This window comes from Planctomycetaceae bacterium (assembly GCA_041398825.1).
In the GTDB taxonomy this organism is placed as follows: Bacteria; Planctomycetota; Planctomycetia; order Planctomycetales; family Planctomycetaceae; genus F1-80-MAGs062.
Genome location: JAWKTX010000014.1, coordinates 112,745 through 131,501 on the forward strand (window position 1 = coordinate 112,745; position 18,757 = coordinate 131,501).

The window sequence follows — 18,757 nt, forward strand, 5'->3', positions numbered from 1 at the left end:
GAAAGGTCTTCGACATGAAGGGGGCAGACGGGTCGATCAGGAGGCTGCTGTCACTATGGAGTCACGGAAAGGACACCATGAATTGTCAGTTGGTCGGTGACACCAACTGCGCCGAATGCCTTTGAAAATGGGCGAATGCCATACTGGGTCTGCAGGATCGCGAAGCGAGTTCGCAGCAGGTGCTTGCCATCCTTCTCTTCAAGTTCCGCGTTCAGCTGAAGTGGCCGTGTGACGCCATGCAGAGTAAACTTTCCGTTAAGAACGTACTGCGGAAGTCCCCGGCGACTTTTCTGTGATGATGCCTTTGATGAATCGATTTGGAACGTTGCCGTCGGAAAGCGCTGAACATCCAGTACTCCTGAACCTTTCATATTTGCGTTCACCTGCTGTCGGGTCGAGGCGTCTGTGGAACCGGACAGCCCTACTGCGCGTCGGGCGGCGTTCGTATCTGCGTCAAACGAACGCATATCGAATACCACGGAGCCCGCGTTCTGATCGGTATCCAGTTTGACAGAACCGCTTTTAATTCGTCCTTCGACGCCGTGATCGTGCCCCAATCCTGTTTTACCAACAAAGATATAGACGCGACTGGCGACCGTGTCGATATCACCGGACTGTGCTGCGGGTTGCTGGCTGGTTTCAGGTTGCTGTCCGGGGGCAGTTGTCTGAGGATTCGCCGGGTCGACGACCACTGTGCCTGCGGGATTGCCGAACACCGCTGTCACAAGTGAGGTCATGGCCAACATCATCACGCTCAGACCGATCAACCATGGGTTGATGACTGGGCGGAATGTGTCGTGCACGACGTTTGTTGAATCGAGGTCTGTGAATTGACTGGCTGGTATCGACAAAGTCTTCCTCCCTGAATTGATCCTGGCAGTTGCCGACAGCTATGTCTGGTTTTGAAACATCCTGAGCATTACGCGAAAGACGTGCCACAATCTGTGGATTGTGCCCATGGAACACCTGGTCTCAATTGCGTCTCTCGCAGGCTGTGCAACAACTGCGTCTGTCGAACGTTGAACAACAATTGAGAAGATGCCATCAAAGTCAACGGATCAGCCAACCAGTTGTTTTCACGCCTTTTCGCATTGCGTTGGATACTATAAAAGGCCTCCGCACGTCGATGTGAATTCCAATCGGAACTCAGGAAACTTTGATTCCTTCTTGTTTTTCCCGAGTATCTGGTCAAGCGTTGGCCACTTTGGCATTCTCTTCTCCATGGAAAAGATTGCGCTAACCGTTTCCCGCTTAGCGCTTGAAGCAGAAGGACGCCCGGATGGCCTTTTTGCGCGATCGCAATCGTCAGCCAGAATTGATGGATCAGCCGGAACTGGATGACGATCAGCATCGCGCGGCATTGGCGGGGCTTGGGCGGGTCAACAAATTCAGTCGAACGGATGCCGTGTTGTGGAGTGTGTTGAGACCCCTTGCGGAATCACAGCCGCATCCTCTGCGAATTCTGGACGTAGCCTGTGGAGGAGGCGATCTGGCAATTCGGCTGGCTCGCCGGTCACGTCGAACGGGCTTGCAGCTGCAGATTGAAGGCTGTGATATGAGCGCCACGGCGATTCAGTTCGCATCGGAAAACGCCGCTCATCATGGCCTGACATCTCTGCGATTTACACAACGCAATATTCTTGCGGAACCGCTGGATCATGGCGCCTATGATATCGTCATGTGTACGTTGTTTCTTCATCACCTGGACGAGGACGATGCTGTCAAAGTTCTGCAAACGATGCAGAACGGAGCGTGTCGGATGGTTGTCGTTGATGATTTGCTTCGCACGCAGTTCGGGTACTGGCTTGCGTGGCTGGGAACGCGGCTGCTTACGCGATGCCATGTGGTGCATGTTGACGGGCCGATGTCAGTCGAGGGCGCGTTCACGTGGAATGAGGCGAAGAATCTTGCTCGCAAGGCCGGTTTGAGTAACGTTCGACTCTCAACACACTGGCCACAGCGGTTTCTGCTCACCGCAGCGGTTCAAAACGAAGCTTCCCGCGATGAATCATGAATCGAACGGTGTGTACGATGTCATCGTCATTGGAGCCGGAGTTGCCGGTTGTTTTTCCGCTGCTCTGGCAGCGCGCAGCGGTCTGAGAGTTGCTCTGCTTGAAAAAGAAATCATGCCCCGCCCCAAAGTGTGCGGCGGATGTCTGAACCGGCGTGCGACGCAGTTGCTGCGTCAGGCAGGAGCCGGAAAGGTTCTGGAACAATCGGATGCGAAGCCATTGCGAAATATGGTGATCTGCCTTGCTGGACGCAGAGCGACCCTTGCGATGAACGATTCTGTTGTTATCGGTCGGGAACAGTTTGACTTCGCACTGATGAAGCTGGCAGTGGAGGCTGGCGTAGACTTCAGGCAGGGAGTCATTGCGGAAGTGCTCCCCGAAGAACAGGGCTCGTCCGGGAAGTCTGATCAGGCGATTTCCACCCGATGCGTTCGTATTGTTGCAACTGAACTGGCGCATCTCCCTTTGCCTGATGGTGGGGACTGTGGCCGGGAAACATCGCTTCGAGGACGAGTTGTGCTTGTCTGTGACGGGCTAAGCCAGTCTTCACTTGGCAGACTCACGGAATTCCGAACGGATGTCCGTCGCGGATCTCGGATTGGCGCATCCATCGTGTGTGATGCGACGCCGGCGGACGGGCATTTGATGAATGCAGATTTGCTGATGGCTGTCTGCAGTTCGGGCTACGCAGGAAGTGTCTTTCGAAGCGATGGCCGGGTGAATCTGGCTGTCTCCATGGATGCGGAATTCCTCCGGCAGCAATCATCCATAGCGCATGCTGCTGCCGCGATCCTGAAGAGCGCCGGAGTTCGCCCACCGGAACGACTGAGTGAGCTGATTAGAAGTCGGGAGAACGCGGCGAGCCATGCTGCATGCGATGGCATCTGGGTCAAAGGGACTCCGCCTTTAACACGAAGCAGTCCGCGTCTTTCTGCGGATCGTGTTTTTTTGCTCGGTGACAGTACAGGCTATGTCGAACCGTTTACGGGCGAAGGGATGGCGTGGGCACTTACAGCCGCATCAGCGGTCCAGCCGGTCATTGCAGACGTCGTTGCATTTGGCTGGACCCCTCAATCTGAACAACGGTGGAACACCATCTTCTCTGCGTCCGTCGGGCGTTCCCAGAGCCTATGCCGCTCACTTTCGAACAACCTGCGTCGAAAATGGCTTCTGCACCCGATGATGACGCTGTGCCAGTTATTTCCGTTTGCCGCTCAGTCACTTGTCAAGAGAATGAACCGCATGCCTGCCATGCTGGAGCAATCATGAACAGACCCTTCCGGATTCTTGGTCTCGGAACCGCACTGCCAACCCACCATATTGTTCAGACAGAGGCTGCTTCGTTTGCGGAAACGTGCCTTGCGGGTCAGGGGGGCGAGGCCCGACGATCATCCACTCTGGTTCAGGCGTTGTACCGTCGCTCGGGTGTAAAGACGCGACACAGCGTCGTTTTGAATTCGTCCACAAACGGCACCGCTGCGACCCAGGATTTTTACTGGCCGTCAGACACGGAACAGGACCTGGGGCCGGGGACCGCGGCACGTATGTTGCGGTACGAAACCGAATCTCCACTCCTGGCCCACGATGCAGCATCGCGTGCGATGGAAGAAAGCGGCGTTCGTGCAGATCAGGTAACCCACCTGGTCACGGTTTCGTGCAGTGGATTTTCGGCGCCAGGTTTTGATTTATCGCTCATCGATTCGCTTGGTTTGTCGCCGCGCACTGCGCGTACACATGTTGGCTTCATGGGATGCCATGGAGCGTTGAATGGCCTTCGTGTGGCCGCGGCGTTTGCCAGTTCTGATCCGAATGCTGTCGTTCTGGTTTGTGCGGTAGAGATTTGCACACTGCACCATCAGTACGGATGGGACCCTCAACGTATCGTTGCAAATTCGCTGTTTGCAGATGGTGCCGCAGCCGTTGTGGGTCGTGCCGCAGACAGTAAACATACGTCTTCGTCGGACGAGACATCCGAATCAGGGGGACACGCGACAGGGCCATCCCTCGCGGTGATCGCGCATGACTGTTGCGTGATCCCTGACACTCGGGAAATGATGACCTGGCGCATTGCCGATCATGGGTTTCAGATGTCGCTTTCTCCGGAAGTGCCCGATGTTATTACTCGCCAGTTGGCTCCCGTACTGATCGCTTTTCTGGCCAGGCACCAACTGACGATCGAGCAGGTAGGAAGCTGGGCAGTTCATCCAGGTGGGCCGCGAATCCTGAAGGCTGTTGCAGATGTGGCTGGGCTGACCGATGAGCAGCTGGCCCCTTCACTGGGAATTCTGGAGCGATGCGGCAACATGAGTTCGCCCACCGTTCTGTTTATCATTGACGAATTGCGTCGTCGGTCCGCGCCAATGCCCTGCGTTGTGATGGGATTTGGTCCGGGACTGAACGTCGAAATCGCCCTGATCAACCACTGAGATCAACCACTGAGATCAACCACTGAGATCAACCACTGAGATCAACCGCTGAGATCAACCGCTGAATGGGAACAACATCGGAATCAGGATTGTGGCGGTTAGCCACAGCAGAGTGTTCAGTGGCAGTCCGACTCGCAGGAAGTCGCTGAAACGGTAACCGCCGGGCCCGTAAACCATCATGTTTGTCTGATAGCCGATCGGCGTTGCGAAACTGGCAGACGCCGCAAACATCAGAGCGATCAGGAAAGGCCGCGGGCTGACTTCCAGCAGTCTGGCAGTTTCCAGGCAAAGTGGAAACATCAGTGAAGCGACCGCATTGTTGGAAACCATTTCCGTCAGGATGGATGCGATCAGATAGAAACAGATGAGCGCCGCTACGGGCCCGAATGATTCGGTGGCTTTGACCAGGGTTTGAGCGACCGCCGCAGCGGCCCCGGAATTTCGCAGTGCGTCGCCCACGGCAAATGAAGCAGCAATGGTGATCAGTACCTGCCACTCGACACTTCGTCGAGCATCGCCCGATGAAAGACAGCCGGTCACTACAACCGCGCTTGCGATCAGCAGAGCGGCAACGGCCGTGTCAACCAGTCCGGTCGTCATCAGAATCAAAAGAATGGCAAACAGGCTGAGCGCGATCCAGGCGCGATCGCTTCGAAGTGGCCGCCAGTCTTCCACGCTGCTGACCAGATAGAAATCCGTACTGTTTCGGTTCGCTCGAATGAAGTGGGGACGCGTTTGCATGAGCAGTGTATCGCCCGGGCGCAGTTCGATGTCGCCCACTTTGTTTGTCAGGCGAGCTGCGTTTCGATGGACGGCAAGCACCGCTGCATTGTAGGTCGCCCGGAAATCCGCTTCCCGAATCGTCTTGCCCACCAGCGGCGACGTTTCGGAGACGACGGCTTCCACCAGTTGCCGTCGGCGTTGCTGACCGGGAGAAACCTGATACTCAGGATCCGCCGCAGGCAACAGGCCACCGATCCGTTCAAGTTCAACAATGCTCGAGACGACTCCTGTAAAGACCAGCCTGTCACCAGCGACCAGCATTTCTTCCGGACTCACCGGTGCGATGATGCGACCTTCCCGATCGATCTCAATCAGAAACAGTCCTGGCAGGTGACGGAGGTTGGCCTGTTCGACGGATTGCCCAATCAATCTGCATTCGGGCTGGACCATCATTTCGACGAGGTATTCGCGACGCGAATCGCCCAGTTGTTCCAGCAGTTCCTTTCGCTCGGGCAGCAGGCGTGTTCCCAGCAGCAGCAGATATCCCATGCCAATCAAAGCATAGGGGATCCCAATCACAGAGATCTCGAACAAGCCCAGTGGTTTCAGTCCTTCGCGGAATCGCTTTGCTGCAATGGACTCAGGGGCGGGTTGTGAATCCGATGACTGTGTGTCTGAGTTGATCTGATCTGGCTGCTGTTCCTGCAGCAATGCATATTCGTCCCGAATCTTCCCATCGATCAACAGATTTGTACTGGTGCCAATCAGAGTGCAGGTACCACCAAGGATTGCCATGTAAGAAATAGGGATCAGCAGTTTTGATGGAGAGATGTTTCGGCGGCGACACCATTCGATCACGATGGGCATCATCATCGCAACGATGGGGGTGTTGTTCAGAAACCCGGACAGCGGCACAATCAGGAAAGACAGACGCGCGATCGCGCGGCGCTGTGAACGAACGCTGCCCAGTACTCGCTGACCGATAAAGTCAAGAAGTCCGGTTTCCCGCAAAGCAGCCGAAATGATGAACATTCCTGCGACCGTCAACATGCCGGGGTTCGCAAATCCTTTGGTAACCTCAGCCGGCGAAATGATGCCAGCTACGGAAAGCACGGCCGCCGCAAATACAAAAACAACATCCGGCGTAGCCCAGTCCCGTACAAGCGCGATAAATACCATCAGTGTGGTAATGAGCGTGAACCAAGCTTCCCAACCCATGATGAATTCTCTTCTTCCCTGTTGGTCAGGGATGCCCGAAACTTTTTCTTGCTGTCGTTCGTGTTAAGCAGGTTGATTCACATCGGAACACATTCAGGTTCGAGTGAGCAATTGTAAGAATACAGTCCCTGCTCTCTCAGACGTCGGATTACCCGGATTTGTTCTTCACGCCAGCTAGGCACTACCTGCCCGTGCTGCCAGCGTGGTGAAGCCCCACGATGCCTGCCAAAGCCCTCAATGCAGAGTTCCAAGTGCGGAGATTCACGGAGAACGTCTCCCGGTTTGTGGTTTCAGATTGTACGACAGGTGTTCATTAGAAGGGAATTGGCCTCATGGGCGGTATCCAATTCGGGATTCGAACCGGGAATTCTACCTGCTGACACAGGGAGGCGTTGGGGTTAAGATGGCCGGACCTGCCATTACGTCGTGTCTGGCGATGGCAGGAAGATACGACTGATTCGTCCTGTTGTTTCCAGCGGTTGGGATGAGTTCATCAATCCGCATTGCGAGAATTCAATCATGTTCCCCAGCTTCATGAACCGCCGCACGTTTCTGGGCCAGGCAGGATTAAGCCCCGGAGCTGCTGCTCTGGCGGCAATGATGGCCGCAGATTCAAACGTCGGCAAAGGAGCGACCCCCGAATCAGCCGGGTCAGCTGTGGTCGGCCATCAATCGGGATCTCATTTTCGGGCCCGGGTGAAGCGAGTCATCTTTCTGTGTATGGCAGGTGGTCCGTCGCACCTGGAGACTTTTGACCCAAAGCCGGCACTGGCGAAACTGGATGGTCAGCCAATGCCCGAATCCTACACGGCAGGCCAGCCTATCGCTCAGTTGCAGGGCCAGGCACTCAAGTGTCTGGGACCTCAGACCCGATTCCGTTCGTGCGGCCAGAACGGCCTGGAGATCAGTGAATTTCTGCCGTGGCATCAGAAGATGGCAGATGACATTTGCGTCCTGCGGTCGCTGGTGACTGAGCAAATCAACCACGACCCGGCCCACACATTCATGAATACCGGGACGGCCATCAGTGGTCGCCCCTCTATGGGATCGTGGGTGAACTACGGACTTGGAAGTGAGGCACAGAATCTTCCGGGGTTTGTTGTTATGACCAGTGTTGGAGGGCGAAATCCGCAGCCGATCGCATCACGACAATGGTCTGCTGGATTTCTTCCGGGCCGTTTTCAGGGTGTGGAGTTCAATTCTACGGGTTCTCCCGTGCACTATCTTGACACGCCCCCGGGTGTCAGCATGGAAAGTCAGCGAAGACTGCTGGATACGGTTCGCGAGCTCAACCTGCATCGCAATCGCAGCCATCCCAATCCTGAACTGGAAACTCGCGTGAGCGCATACGAGATGGCATTTCAGATGCAGATGTCGGTGCCAGAACTGGTTGATATGTCAGATGAACCGAGGCATATTCTGGAAATGTACGGGGCAACTCCAGGAGACGGATCGTATGCATCCAACTGTTTGCTTGCCCGTCGAATGGCAGAACGCGGGGTGCGGTTTATTCATCTTTATCATCGCGGCTGGGACCATCACGGAGGATTAGTCCAATACATGAATACCTGTTGCGGCCTGACGGATCGACCCACCTGGGCTTTGATTCAGGACTTAAAACAACGCGGCCTGCTCGATGACACTCTGGTTATCTGGGGTGGAGAATTCGGTCGTACACCAATGTTCCAGGGAAAAGGCGGAGCGGGTCGGGACCATCACATTAAAGGGTTTTCGATGTGGATGGCAGGTGGTGGCATCAAAGGCGGGACCTCTTACGGGGCGACAGACGAATTGGGATACAACGCTGTTTCGGATGTTGTACATGTGCGTGATTTACATGCGACAATGCTGTACATGCTTGGCCTGCAGCATGACCGACTGTCTCTGAAGTATCAGGGGTTGGACATGCGGTTGACAGGTGTCGAACCGGCACGCGTGATTCATGACATTCTGACATAGACGTAGTGGAATGAATGAACGGAAGCGTTGATGTCATGGAATTCTATCCCGTAGCTTTCAGGCATTTTCTCATGACACCTGTTTCTCGCCGCAGCGTTCTGAAATCGGCCATTCAATCCATGACGACCGCTGCATCTCTGCCTGCTCTTGCTGTTGCGGGTTCAGGGGTACCTCGAATGCTGTCATCATCGTCGGCCATATCGGCCGTGGTTACAGAAGACGGGATGGCGGGAGAACGTCCGATGCAGGATGCGGCTGTGTCGGTCATCAATCCACGTGCTCGAGTTCCCGTGTCTTTTATCATTGACGACTCGACGTGCCTGGTAAATCTCGCTCATTACGCGATGCCTCAGTTTGCCGAAACGTGGCCTGATCGAAAAGACTATCAAAAGCCATGGTGGACATGGCCTCGTGAAATTCCCGACGCTTTTGTTCGTAAATTCGGAGAATGGTGCGCGGAGCGAGAGATTAAAGGCAAATACAGCATTGTGCCTCAGCCGGCCTGTGTGGGATGGGTGGATCGTGAATTGCCCGGCTGGTCTCACAAGCAGCTCGAATCCAGCCTGGATCTTGTCCGGACGCTGATGCTGCCCAACTGGGATATTCATCCGGAAATGGCTACCCATACCCGAGTGATTGACGTGAGGACAGGCCGACCGTTTCCGGATCGCGGCGAGAACTGGATGGAGAACTGGGGCTGGACCACGGGGAAGTCCGTGGAGCAGTTGACAGAGTACCTTGCCTATTCCCTGAATATTCTGAAAGAGGCGGGGCTGCCATGCGAAGGTGTAACAACGCCTGGTGGATTTGCTGGTCGTGTGGTTTCCGAGTTGTCGCAGGCAACATTACGTTCTGTTCGCGAAGTCTTTCGTGCAGAGATTCCGCACTATTTCAAGTTTCTCTACACGGGCGAACAGAGTGTTGTACCTCGCGTTGAGTATGCAGCCGGGTTGAATTCGGAGAGACCGGAGTGTGTTGTTTCGGTCATCGGCTGCACGGGTGACTGGTTCGGAGGCTGGGATGGCGACGAAGCGGGCGACCCCGACAGATTCATCACTGAGGACTTGCAGACCGGCCGTATGGTGGAAGTCATCGATCGTGGCGAACCGGCGATCATGGTCTGCCATTGGCCCGGCATTTATTTCAACGGAACGGAGCACGGATTCAACGTGTTCAGGACCGTGGTCGAACGGATGCATGCTCGATACGACCACCTGCTTTGGATGAAGCTCAGCGAGATTTCACGCTACTGGGCAGCCAAAGAACTCACCGCGATTCACTTTCAGCAGGAAGAGAACATCACCGCCGGATCGACCCTTCAGTTTCGTGCTCCTTTTTCCTGCCCGGATTTTACCGTTCAGTGGAAGAGGGACGCGGCATCAACGGTTGGCCGACTGATAGTTCGGACGGACGATTCGAATGTCGAACTTCAGCCTGTCAGTGGCCTCCTGAATCTGAGGGCTGGAACGTACCACCAGCATGGTGAAACAGTAACGGCCTGCTTCAACCTGTTCAGGGGGCCGTCAACATTGGTCTGTCAGACATAGTCCATCCGCCGGGAACGTTCGCTTCCCGAGGGATGTCCCGCCGGATGTTCAGGCATCGAAATCGGGCCTTCGGATTTAGCCTGTTGCCTGCGGCTCAAAGAACGCACCATTTTGAATTCCGGGCGTGTGTGGGTGGGACGAACAGAGTCTCAGTTCACCAAACTCCGGCCTTCGTGGCAGTCTGCGGACAACGTCGGTTGAGTTAAGAACGAGCGACGGTAAGATCTCGCGGGTCGCAGTTTTCGAGCTTTCTGCCGCCCGAAACGGCCCGGAGTTACAGTGGACGGGCCAAAGGATCTTACTCGTTCATGAATTCTGACTCTGCCTCTGCTGGCAACCGCCCTGGCCCACGCCTCCAGCATTTTCAGGCTCCTCAGGGTGATTTGGCAATTCTGCCGGGTTCCGGGAACCCAGTCTTCGCCGGGAAAATTGCGGAAGAACTGGGCGTCAAACTCGTGCCGTGTGAAGCCCAGATTTTCAGTGAAGGAAACGTCTTCGTTCGAATTCTCGAAAACGTGCGTGGGCGAGATACCTTTGTCATCCAGGGTGTACATCGACCTGTCAATGATAACTTTGTAGAGCTGCTGTTCTGGATCGACGCGCTCAAGCGGGCCAGCGCGCAGCACATTACCGCGGTCATTCCGTATTTCAGCTATGCGAAGGGGGATAAGAAAGACGAGCCACGTGTGTCGATCCGCGCTCGTGTTTGTGCCGATGCACTTGAAGCTGCCGGAGCGGATCGGGTGCTCACCATGGATTTACACAGTCCGCAGATTCAGGGATTCTTTAGCGTGCCTGTTGATCACTTGTACGCTCGCGCTGTGATCTGTGAACATGTGCAAACGCTGGGCATCGATAACCTTGTCGTCTGCAGCCCTGATGTTGGCTTTGCAAAATCTGCGTCGGCCTATGCGAAGATTCTGGGTGTGCCGGTTGTCATTGGCAACAAAGAACGCAAGGATCACAGTGAACGAGCGGAAGTGCTGGAAGTAATCGGTTCGGTCGAAGGACGCAATGTGCTGATGGTGGATGATTTTACCATCACAGGCGGCTCGCTCTGCAGTATGGCGGGCGTCCTGAAAGCACGGGGGGCGAAAGACATTTACGCTGCCGTTTCACACGGAGTGCTTTCGAAAGGAGCGGTTGCCCGCATTGAGGCCAGTGAAATTCGAAAGCTGTTCATGACGGACACGATCGAGCCCAGCGACGAGCCACTTGGCGATCGCATTGAAATTATCAGTGTCGCACCGCTGTTCGCGCAGGCGATTCGATCGATTCACGATCGAACAAGCGTCAGCATGCTGTTTCCGGATGGAACCAGCTAACGGCGTGTTGCAGGACGTTCTCCCCTCCCACTGGCATTTGTTTACATGTGATCTTCTGTTATGGCCAAGCTTTCTCCGATGATGGAACGGTACATGGAGGTCAAGCGGGAGAATCCCGGTGCCATGCTGTTGTTTCGCATGGGTGATTTTTATGAGCTGTTTTACGAGGACGCTCAGAATGCTGCACGAGTGCTGGGACTAACGCTGACCAGTCGGGATAAGTCTTCCGAGAATCCGGTGCCGATGGCGGGTTTCCCTTATCATCAACTGGATGCCTATCTGCAGAAGTTGATTCACGCCGGCTTTCGGGCCGCTATTTGCGATCAGGTTGAGGACCCGAAAAAGGCAAAAGGTCTGGTCCGCCGCGAAGTGACGCGCGTTGTGACTCCCGGGACACTGACGGACGACCAGTTACTGGATCCGCGCGAGAGCAATTTTATTGCATGCATTGCTCCGTCGAAGACGACCATTGGTCTCGCCTGGCTTGAACTTTCAACAGGCCGCTTTCTGGTTTCGGAAATTGAACCCGCGTTATTACACGATGAGTTGGCGCGTATTCAGCCAGCGGAGTGCCTGATCCCGGAAAGTGCTGTTGAAGAGCGGTCGCTCTCGCTGACTCGCCCGGATCTTGGCGGTCCTGTTCTGACGCCGCGCCCGGCCTGGTGTTTTTCAAAAGAAGAAACTCGCCGCCTGCTGAATGAACACTTCGAAACCGCCACGCTGGAAGGCTTCGACATCGAGATGTTTTCTCCGGCAGTCACAGCGGCGGGAGCATTACTGGAATACGTCCGGGATACGCAACGGACGGCATTGCCACACATCGAGCGGATCGAGGTGTTTCGCCGCAGTCGCCACATGATTATCGACGAAGCCACTCGCCGCAGTCTGGAATTGACGCACACGATGCGGGATGGTCGCCGCGAAAACACGTTGCTTGGTGTTCTGGATCAAACTCAGACACCGATGGGCGCGCGATTGATGGCAGAATGGCTGTCGAGCCCGCTGACGGATCTCGAACACATCACTCAGCGGCTGGATGCAGTTGAAGAGCTGATTGGTGATATGAATCTGCGCGATCAGTTGCGTGCATCGCTTAAAGAAATCTATGACCTGCAGCGTCTGACATCACGCGTTGCAACGGGGCGATGCAGTCCTCGCGACCTTGTGTGCCTTGCTACCACACTTGAGCAATTGCCGCGCTTACGGGCGCGTCTTGCCGAACGCAGGTCACGACGTTTACAAACGCTGGAGCAACGAATCGAACTCTGTCCGGAAGCAAGGACAGCCATCCGTGACATGCTGGTCGACGAACCGCCGAACACGGTGACGGATGGGGGAGTGATCCGGCCTGGCTTCCATTCGCAACTGGATGAACTTCGCGATCTTGCTCGCGGAGGCAAGCAGTGGATTGCCAACTACCAGGCCAAAGAGAGTACGCGAACCGGAATCCCGAATCTCAAGATCGGATTCAACAAGGTGTTCGGGTATTACCTGGAAGTCACGGGTTCGCATCGAGACAAAGTTCCGGAAGATTACATCCGCAAGCAGACGCTGAAGAATCAGGAACGTTACATCACTCCTGAGTTGAAAGAGTACGAAGACAAGGTGCTGCGAGCGGAAGATCAAAGCAAAGCACTGGAACAGGAACTGTTCGCAGAATTGCGTGAGAAGGTGGCTCATTTCGTGCCGTTGCTGCTTCGAACTGCAGAAGTTCTGGCAGAAATCGATGTCTTCGGATCGCTGTCGCACCTTGCGGCTGTGGCGGGATATTGCCGCCCCGAACTGACGGTGGAACCGGTTGCGGATATCCGTGAAGGTCGCCATCCGGTTCTGGATCGCCTGATGCCGGCCGGGCAGTTTGTCCCGAATGACATCCGACTGGGCATTGAAGGCAGTGAACCGGAAAAGCCGGTTGCCGGTCGCGTACAGATTATCACCGGTCCGAATATGGCCGGGAAAAGTACATACATTCGTCAGGCGGCATTGATCACAATTATGGCTCAAATGGGCTCATTTGTGCCCGCCAGCGAAGCGCGGCTGGGAATTGCAGATCGCGTCTTCGCTCGGGTTGGTGCCAGTGATGAACTCGGCAAAGGCCAGAGTACATTCATGGTAGAAATGACGGAGACCGCTCGCATTCTGAACGCCGCATCGTGCCGAAGCCTGGTGATTCTGGATGAAATTGGCCGGGGGACCAGTACCTACGACGGCATATCGCTTGCCTGGGCCATCACCGAATACCTGCACGATGAACTTCAGTGTCGCACACTGTTTGCAACCCACTATCACGAGCTGACGGAGCTTACACAAACCCTGAAACATGCATCCAACTGGAATGTGGCTGTTCAGGAAAACAACGACGATGTCATTTTTCTGCATCGAATTGTCGAAGGCGCTGCGGGGCGAAGTTATGGAATCCACGTGGCGAAGATTGCCGGAGTCCCGCGCTTTGTCACAGAACGTGCGACGACAATTCTTGATACACTGGAGAGCGATCACCTGAACAGCGATGGTCGCCCCAAAGTGCCTCCGCGAGAAACTCGGCGCCAAAGAAGTCGACAGCGCAGCCTGTTCGACATGCCGGAAGATCCTATTCTGGATGAGATTCGACAGCTTGAAGTCGATAATCTCACTCCGATCCAGGCGCTTCAGGAGTTGGCGAGACTGCGCCAACAACTCAGGCAACGCAGCGAGTAACAGGAAAGAACACCCACACCCCAAGGTACACTGGACGTGCCAGTGGGATTCGGCGAGTTGCACCAGCAAATCGCAGTTGATGCATCCTCAGGCAGATCCAGATCATCACCACCGAACGTATCCGTAATGTGGACCGACCGCCCAGTGTTGGAGACCATCGCAGGAATTGTCTGTTGGGAATCAGTGCTGGAAAAGGAATTCCTTGCTGTTGATGATGGCCCATGCAATGTCTTCCAGAGCGCGGGTGCGGTCGTCATTGGCGGCAATGTGGGCTGCGGCAATTTCCTGTTCGCGCGGAGAAGCTTCTCGACTGAGTGCAGCCAGGTAGAGAGAGTTGATGATCTCCGCGTCCGATTTTCCTGCCGTGATCATTTGATGGACAACCCCGGCATCGGATCGGAGTTTGTTATGGACAGTTGGCCCATTGATCAGCTGGAGAGCCTGGCTGAGGTTGCTGTCCGTACTGCGTTCGCATTCACAGGGTAGTTCGCGTTGTGGCTGCCCGAAGACCTGAAGAAACTTATGGCCTTCCGGCGGGTCAACCAGATCGACAGCACATGTGCCTGCCGGCATTCCCGGGAATTCTTCCTGAAGGCCGGTGACGGTGCAAATTGCATCGAGCAGTTGTTCTGCGGTTAACATCCGTGTTGTTGCATGGCTGAAATAAATTTCGTCGTCTTCATTGAACTGATTTCGCCGGGAACTGAGCTGGTAGACGCGGCTTGCCATGATTGTGCGAATCAGGTGCTTTGCGGAGAACCCGCTCTTGACAAGTTCGTCGGCAAGATAGTTCAGCAGTTCCGGGTTGGAAGGTGGATTAGAATCGCGGAAATCATCGACGGGATCAACAATTCCCCTGCCAACGACGTGTCCCCAGATGCGATTGGCAACGGATTTTGCGAAGAAGGGATTCTTCGGGCCGGTTAACCAGTTGGCAAAGATGACTCGACGATCCTGATCAGCAGGAACATCAACGTCGCCTTCCAGTAGAAGTCGCGTCTTCATGACCTGGCCGGTCCGTGGCTGAGTCACCTCACCACCTCCGCTCACGAAGATGAATTCATCATCCGGTAGTCCGGTTTCTTTTCGTCCAACTCGTTTGAACGCTGCTGCCAGGCCGTAATAGTCGTCCTGTGTCCATTTTTCGAAAGGATGATTGTGACACTTGGCACACTGGATACGAACGCCCATAAACAGCTGGGCAGTTGTCTCTGTCGCATCGATTTCGTCACGGCTGGCCTTCCAGTAATAGGCAGCGGGGTTGGCTTGGGTGCTTCCGGTGGCGGTCAGGAGTTCTCGCGTGAACTGATCCAGCGGGGTATCCTGATTGACCACATCAAATAACCACCGTCGGAACTTATGAACGCCGGTCGCGGACATCTTGCGGCTGTTGCTGCGAAGAAGGTCGGCCCATTTCATGGACCAGAAGCGAGCGTAGTCGTCGCTTGCCAGCAGACGCTCGACCAGTTGTGCTCGCTTGTCCGGGGATGCATCCGAAATGAACTGCAGAGTTTCATTTGTGTTCGGCAGGCGTCCGGCAAGGTCCAGTGTGGCCCGTCGAAGGTAGTCTGTATCACTGCATAATTCGGAGGGCTGAATCTGAAGTTGCTGCAGTTTTCCAAAGACGAGCTCGTCGATCCGATTGTTTGGTGATGGGTTGGGCCACTGAAAATCCGGTCGGTCGGTCAGGAATGTAATCATGGTGGTCGACATGCGATCCAGGTACCGGGCCAGAATAGTTGCTTCACCGCGCCCTTCTCGCCGAACGACTCCGGCAGCCGAAATCGTAGCAATGTTTTCGTCAGAAGAATCGAAAGCGGTCAGGGCAGTCACGTCGCGGATGGTGCCATCGCTGTAGTAGCCGTTTACGACCAGTTGCTGGCGGTCTGCCCCATCCCGCAAAACGCGAGGCGATGGCAGCAGTTCGATGCGATCCAGCGTCGGAGTTCCTTCTGGTTCGGTTCGCATTCCTTCCGCAATCCATTGCCGCAGGACAACGTGGCTGGCATCGTTAGCGTCGAGTCGACGACCACCACCATGCGCGACTTCCATCAGCGGCTTTCTCAGCAACAGACTTTCATCCGGTTGAAGCACATTGGAACGACGATTGAAGAACTCACCGCGAAGAGTGACCAGATCCAGTTCCGGATCGTACCCACGCAGCGACAGGCGAAAACCGCCTTTTCCAGACGGTGAACCATGGCAAGCTCCCATGTTGCAACCAGACTTTGTCAGCGCAGCGAGAACTTCCGTGTGAAACAGAACAGGGCTCGATTGTTCAAAGCCAGTCACAGTCACGGTTGCGGAAGACTCTTTACCATCGACGACGGCTTTGATGGTGGCGGTTCCGTTGCCCGTCGCTTTCGCGATTCCATGGTCAACAGTGACAACGGCCGGGTTATCCGATTCGATGGTGACTTCGTGAGTCATGTCGCGAATGGTCAGGGTGTCCGGGTTGGCGGTCACCATCAGTTGTTGGGTTGCACGCGGCCCCTGCAGTACGAATTCTGCTGGTTGAAGTTGCACACTGTCAGCAGTTGGGGCGTCTTCGGCAGCAGCGAATGCCGAAGTGATGCTCAGGCAAACGATTGCGACGCATCGAGATTTGAAAACGGTCGTCATCATGATGGAACCTCGGATTACGATTTGTTCGCTTTTCGGCGAGCAACAGGCGAGTCGTCGTTTCGGAGCTGTTGGCACAAGTCTGTGACAAGTTTGCAAAGACTCTTTCGACTTCTCCAGAGACACGAGATTCTCACGAATCCCGTAACCGTGACGCTTTACAATGGGTCTTCTATTCAACGATTTCCACCGTAATCGGTGGAAGAGGGTAGGTGGCTGTTTCCTTGTCTTTCCTGGCTGTTCCCTGCACGAAGACGGAGCACTTGCCAACGGCGGCGTCAGCGGCCGCAGTGACCGTCAGTATGGCTTCGGACTTCTCATTTTCGAACTTGATGTTCGGCACAGTGAGACCTGGCAACAATTGATCTGCTGGCGCTGCGAGGGCGATTTCTATCTCCATTTTCCAGTCATTGTTTCGTACGGCTTTCAATGCAACTGTCGAGGATTCTCCTCGCTTGAGTGTGACGACTGCAGGATCCGGCGTGATGGAAAACTGAGCCGCAGGACGGATCGCAGCAAAGACGTCGGATCGAGCCAGGATTGATTGAAACCGTTCCCCGGCTTTGGCCTTTGTCGGTGGTGGTGCCGTTCGGGTGAAGACCAACGGGGGAGTTTCCCGCCCAGGCGACGTGAGCTGAAACTGAAGAGCTCCAAATTCTGTGGTAACGTCTTCACTGGCTGCATTCGTCGCGGTCAGTGTGATGGGGACCACGGATTGCTTTGGACCCAGGAAGATCGGCATCATCACCAGGGCATCTGGTAAATTCACGGGCTCCAGGACCAGTGGTCCGTCAAAGTGAATTCGTTTGACCGTCGCTGCCAGCGAAAGGCTGCCTCCCCGCGGGACATTCATTCGGTCTGAAGGGATGGTCAGCTCAATTCGACCTTCGCCTCGGTTCAGCTGCAGTTCGTACGTCCATTCAGGTCCACCCCGCCCGGCCAGCTCCTTCACCAGAAGCAGATACTCACCAGCTGCCGGAAGCGACGTGATCAGCTGGGCATCCAGCGGACCGTTGTCGTCTGCCTCTGCCAGCTTCTTTCCATCGGACGACCACAACTGCAATACCAGGTCTGCTGCGCTGCCAATGTCACGCGTGGATGACGTGACGCAGAGTGGCGATGCGTCAGTGGCCTGAATGCGATACCAGTCAATATCTCCCGGTTCCTGAAGTGAGCCGGTGATGAACTGAGTCTCAGCGGACACCAGCGAGGCCGACTCCTGATTGTTGTTGGGTTCGGCGTCGTTGGCAGCTTCGGACTGCTGCCAGGGGTGCATGCGGGCATCGATGGACTTCAATGGAAAATCACCGATGCGAAGATGGAAGAAGTGCCTCCCGCCTCCCGTGTATTTGACATCACGAAGTTCGATGTTGTATTCCCCCGATGCCGGCGCCTCAAAGCGAAGGGCAGCGTCTCCCTGTAAACCGGGGACATCGTCAGAGAATCCCACTTCTCTCCCTTGTGGATCTGTGATTCGCAGGACGGGATCCAGGTCCGATCCAAGCCGTCTGGCCAGCACTTCCAGCGACAGCCCCTGGCCCTGTTGCAGCGGGATCCTGAAGAAACGTGACTTGACCGGATTCAGCTGCCCGACCACAAACGCGGACTCCGGAATCAATTGTGGAGTGGTGGAAACTTCAGACTCCGCTGCCAGTTGAACTCCGGGAAGGACATCAACCACCAGAAGCTGCGAAGCTGACGAACCCTGGTCGGTGATAACCCGTGCCGAATAAACATCCGGTTCAACGTCTTTCGGGACATCGCCTTCAAAAACCACCAGATTGTCCACATTTTGGTCGTGCCCTGCTGTCGGGGACATGACTCCGAAGGGTAGCCACAGTCGGCGAACGTTCTTCAGGCCTTTTCCGTAAACCGCCAATGTCGAGTGGCTTCCGGGCTGGAGAGACGAATACTCAATCCGGTCAATCGTCGGTTCCTGCGATCGTGCATCGATGCCGGGGAAAACGGAGACGGCAAGGACCGACAACCAAATGCAGGTGCGAATGGTGGCAGCAAGACGAGGATTGTTAGTGAGTTCAGCCATGGAAGGCAGGTTTTCGAAGAACAAATGGCTGGGGTGGGCGCGTAGGAAGAGTGCCAGTCTACGCAGCTGACAGCGGCTTCGTCAAAGCGAAAGCCCCTTCTGAGGGAGTTGCCGGCTGTTTTGATTCGGGCATTCGTCACATTCGAACGGGATCAAACCACAGTCCCCGGAGAATGACGAAACC

11 protein-coding genes are annotated in these 18,757 nt (G+C 55.3%); 7 read left to right on the forward strand and 4 right to left on the reverse strand.

What is annotated here, in order from left to right:
• Positions 1-53 precede the first annotated feature (53 nt).
• A complete protein-coding gene (locus R3C20_22000) occupies positions 54-851 on the reverse strand; it encodes a YceI family protein (GenBank protein MEZ6043179.1) in 798 nt (265 codons plus the stop codon).
• A 428-nt stretch (positions 852-1,279) separates the two neighbouring features.
• Here R3C20_22000 and R3C20_22005 point away from each other — a divergent pair, with 428 nt between their 5' ends.
• Genes R3C20_22005 through R3C20_22015 form a run of 3 tightly spaced genes read left to right on the forward strand, consistent with a single transcriptional unit; the run spans position 1,280 to position 4,438 of the window.
• Positions 1,280-2,014: a methyltransferase domain-containing protein gene (locus tag R3C20_22005; GenBank protein MEZ6043180.1), complete on the forward strand. Its 735-nt coding sequence runs from the start codon at positions 1,280-1,282 to the stop codon at positions 2,012-2,014.
• Positions 2,004-3,281, forward strand: coding sequence for an FAD-dependent monooxygenase (locus R3C20_22010; protein MEZ6043181.1), 1,278 nt, complete (start codon positions 2,004-2,006; stop codon positions 3,279-3,281). The genes R3C20_22005 and R3C20_22010 overlap by 11 nt, the downstream gene beginning before the upstream one ends.
• Positions 3,278-4,438, forward strand: coding sequence for a type III polyketide synthase (locus R3C20_22015; protein MEZ6043182.1), 1,161 nt, complete (start codon positions 3,278-3,280; stop codon positions 4,436-4,438). The genes R3C20_22010 and R3C20_22015 overlap by 4 nt, the downstream gene beginning before the upstream one ends.
• Positions 4,439-4,492: 54 nt before the next feature.
• Here R3C20_22015 and R3C20_22020 read toward each other — a convergent pair whose 3' ends face one another.
• A complete protein-coding gene (locus R3C20_22020; GenBank protein MEZ6043183.1) occupies positions 4,493-6,379 on the reverse strand; it encodes an SLC13 family permease in 1,887 nt (628 codons plus the stop codon).
• A gap of 519 nt (positions 6,380-6,898) precedes the next feature.
• On the opposite strand from R3C20_22020, the gene R3C20_22025 reads away from it, so the two are divergent.
• From R3C20_22025 to mutS, 4 genes are all read left to right on the forward strand, one after another.
• A complete protein-coding gene (locus R3C20_22025; protein MEZ6043184.1) occupies positions 6,899-8,338 on the forward strand; it encodes a DUF1501 domain-containing protein in 1,440 nt (479 codons plus the stop codon).
• Positions 8,339-8,352: 14 nt separating this feature from the next.
• Positions 8,353-9,885 carry a hypothetical protein gene (locus R3C20_22030; protein MEZ6043185.1) on the forward strand — a complete coding sequence of 511 codons (1,533 nt, stop codon included), beginning with the start codon at positions 8,353-8,355 and terminating at the stop codon, positions 9,883-9,885.
• A 308-nt stretch (positions 9,886-10,193) separates the two neighbouring features.
• Positions 10,194-11,210, forward strand: coding sequence for a ribose-phosphate pyrophosphokinase (locus tag R3C20_22035; GenBank protein MEZ6043186.1), 1,017 nt, complete (start codon positions 10,194-10,196; stop codon positions 11,208-11,210).
• A 60-nt stretch (positions 11,211-11,270) separates the two neighbouring features.
• Complete coding sequence (gene mutS / locus R3C20_22040) at positions 11,271-13,907, forward strand: DNA mismatch repair protein MutS (protein ID MEZ6043187.1); 2,637 nt, start codon at positions 11,271-11,273, stop codon at positions 13,905-13,907.
• 180 nt (positions 13,908-14,087) lie between these two features.
• Here the strand turns inward: mutS and R3C20_22045 are convergent, their stop codons facing one another.
• Together R3C20_22045 and R3C20_22050 are read right to left on the reverse strand one after the other, a co-directional pair.
• Positions 14,088-16,532, reverse strand: coding sequence for a DUF1553 domain-containing protein (locus R3C20_22045; GenBank protein ID MEZ6043188.1), 2,445 nt, complete (start codon positions 16,530-16,532; stop codon positions 14,088-14,090).
• A 169-nt stretch (positions 16,533-16,701) separates the two neighbouring features.
• The gene (locus tag R3C20_22050; GenBank protein ID MEZ6043189.1) at positions 16,702-18,573 is read right to left on the reverse strand and encodes a hypothetical protein; all 1,872 of its coding nucleotides are present in this window, start codon (positions 18,571-18,573) and stop codon (positions 16,702-16,704) included.
• Between the last annotated feature and the right edge of the window lie 184 nt (positions 18,574-18,757).

Excerpts from the sequence above, each read along its gene's own strand:
- R3C20_22050 (MEZ6043189.1), bottom strand. The coding sequence starts at position 18,573 with ATGGCTGAACTCACTAACAATCCTCGTCTTGCTGCCACCATTCGCACC.
- mutS (MEZ6043187.1), top strand. The coding sequence starts at position 11,271 with ATGGCCAAGCTTTCTCCGATGATGGAACGGTACATGGAGGTCAAGCGG.
- R3C20_22035 (MEZ6043186.1), top strand. The coding sequence starts at position 10,194 with ATGAATTCTGACTCTGCCTCTGCTGGCAACCGCCCTGGCCCACGCCTC.
- R3C20_22005 (MEZ6043180.1), top strand. The coding sequence starts at position 1,280 with ATGGCCTTTTTGCGCGATCGCAATCGTCAGCCAGAATTGATGGATCAG.
- R3C20_22020 (MEZ6043183.1), bottom strand. The coding sequence starts at position 6,379 with ATGGGTTGGGAAGCTTGGTTCACGCTCATTACCACACTGATGGTATTT.
- R3C20_22015 (MEZ6043182.1), top strand. The coding sequence starts at position 3,278 with ATGAACAGACCCTTCCGGATTCTTGGTCTCGGAACCGCACTGCCAACC.
- R3C20_22025 (MEZ6043184.1), top strand. The coding sequence starts at position 6,899 with ATGTTCCCCAGCTTCATGAACCGCCGCACGTTTCTGGGCCAGGCAGGA.
- R3C20_22030 (MEZ6043185.1), top strand. The coding sequence starts at position 8,353 with ATGAACGGAAGCGTTGATGTCATGGAATTCTATCCCGTAGCTTTCAGG.
- R3C20_22010 (MEZ6043181.1), top strand. The coding sequence starts at position 2,004 with ATGAATCATGAATCGAACGGTGTGTACGATGTCATCGTCATTGGAGCC.
- R3C20_22045 (MEZ6043188.1), bottom strand. The coding sequence starts at position 16,532 with ATGATGACGACCGTTTTCAAATCTCGATGCGTCGCAATCGTTTGCCTG.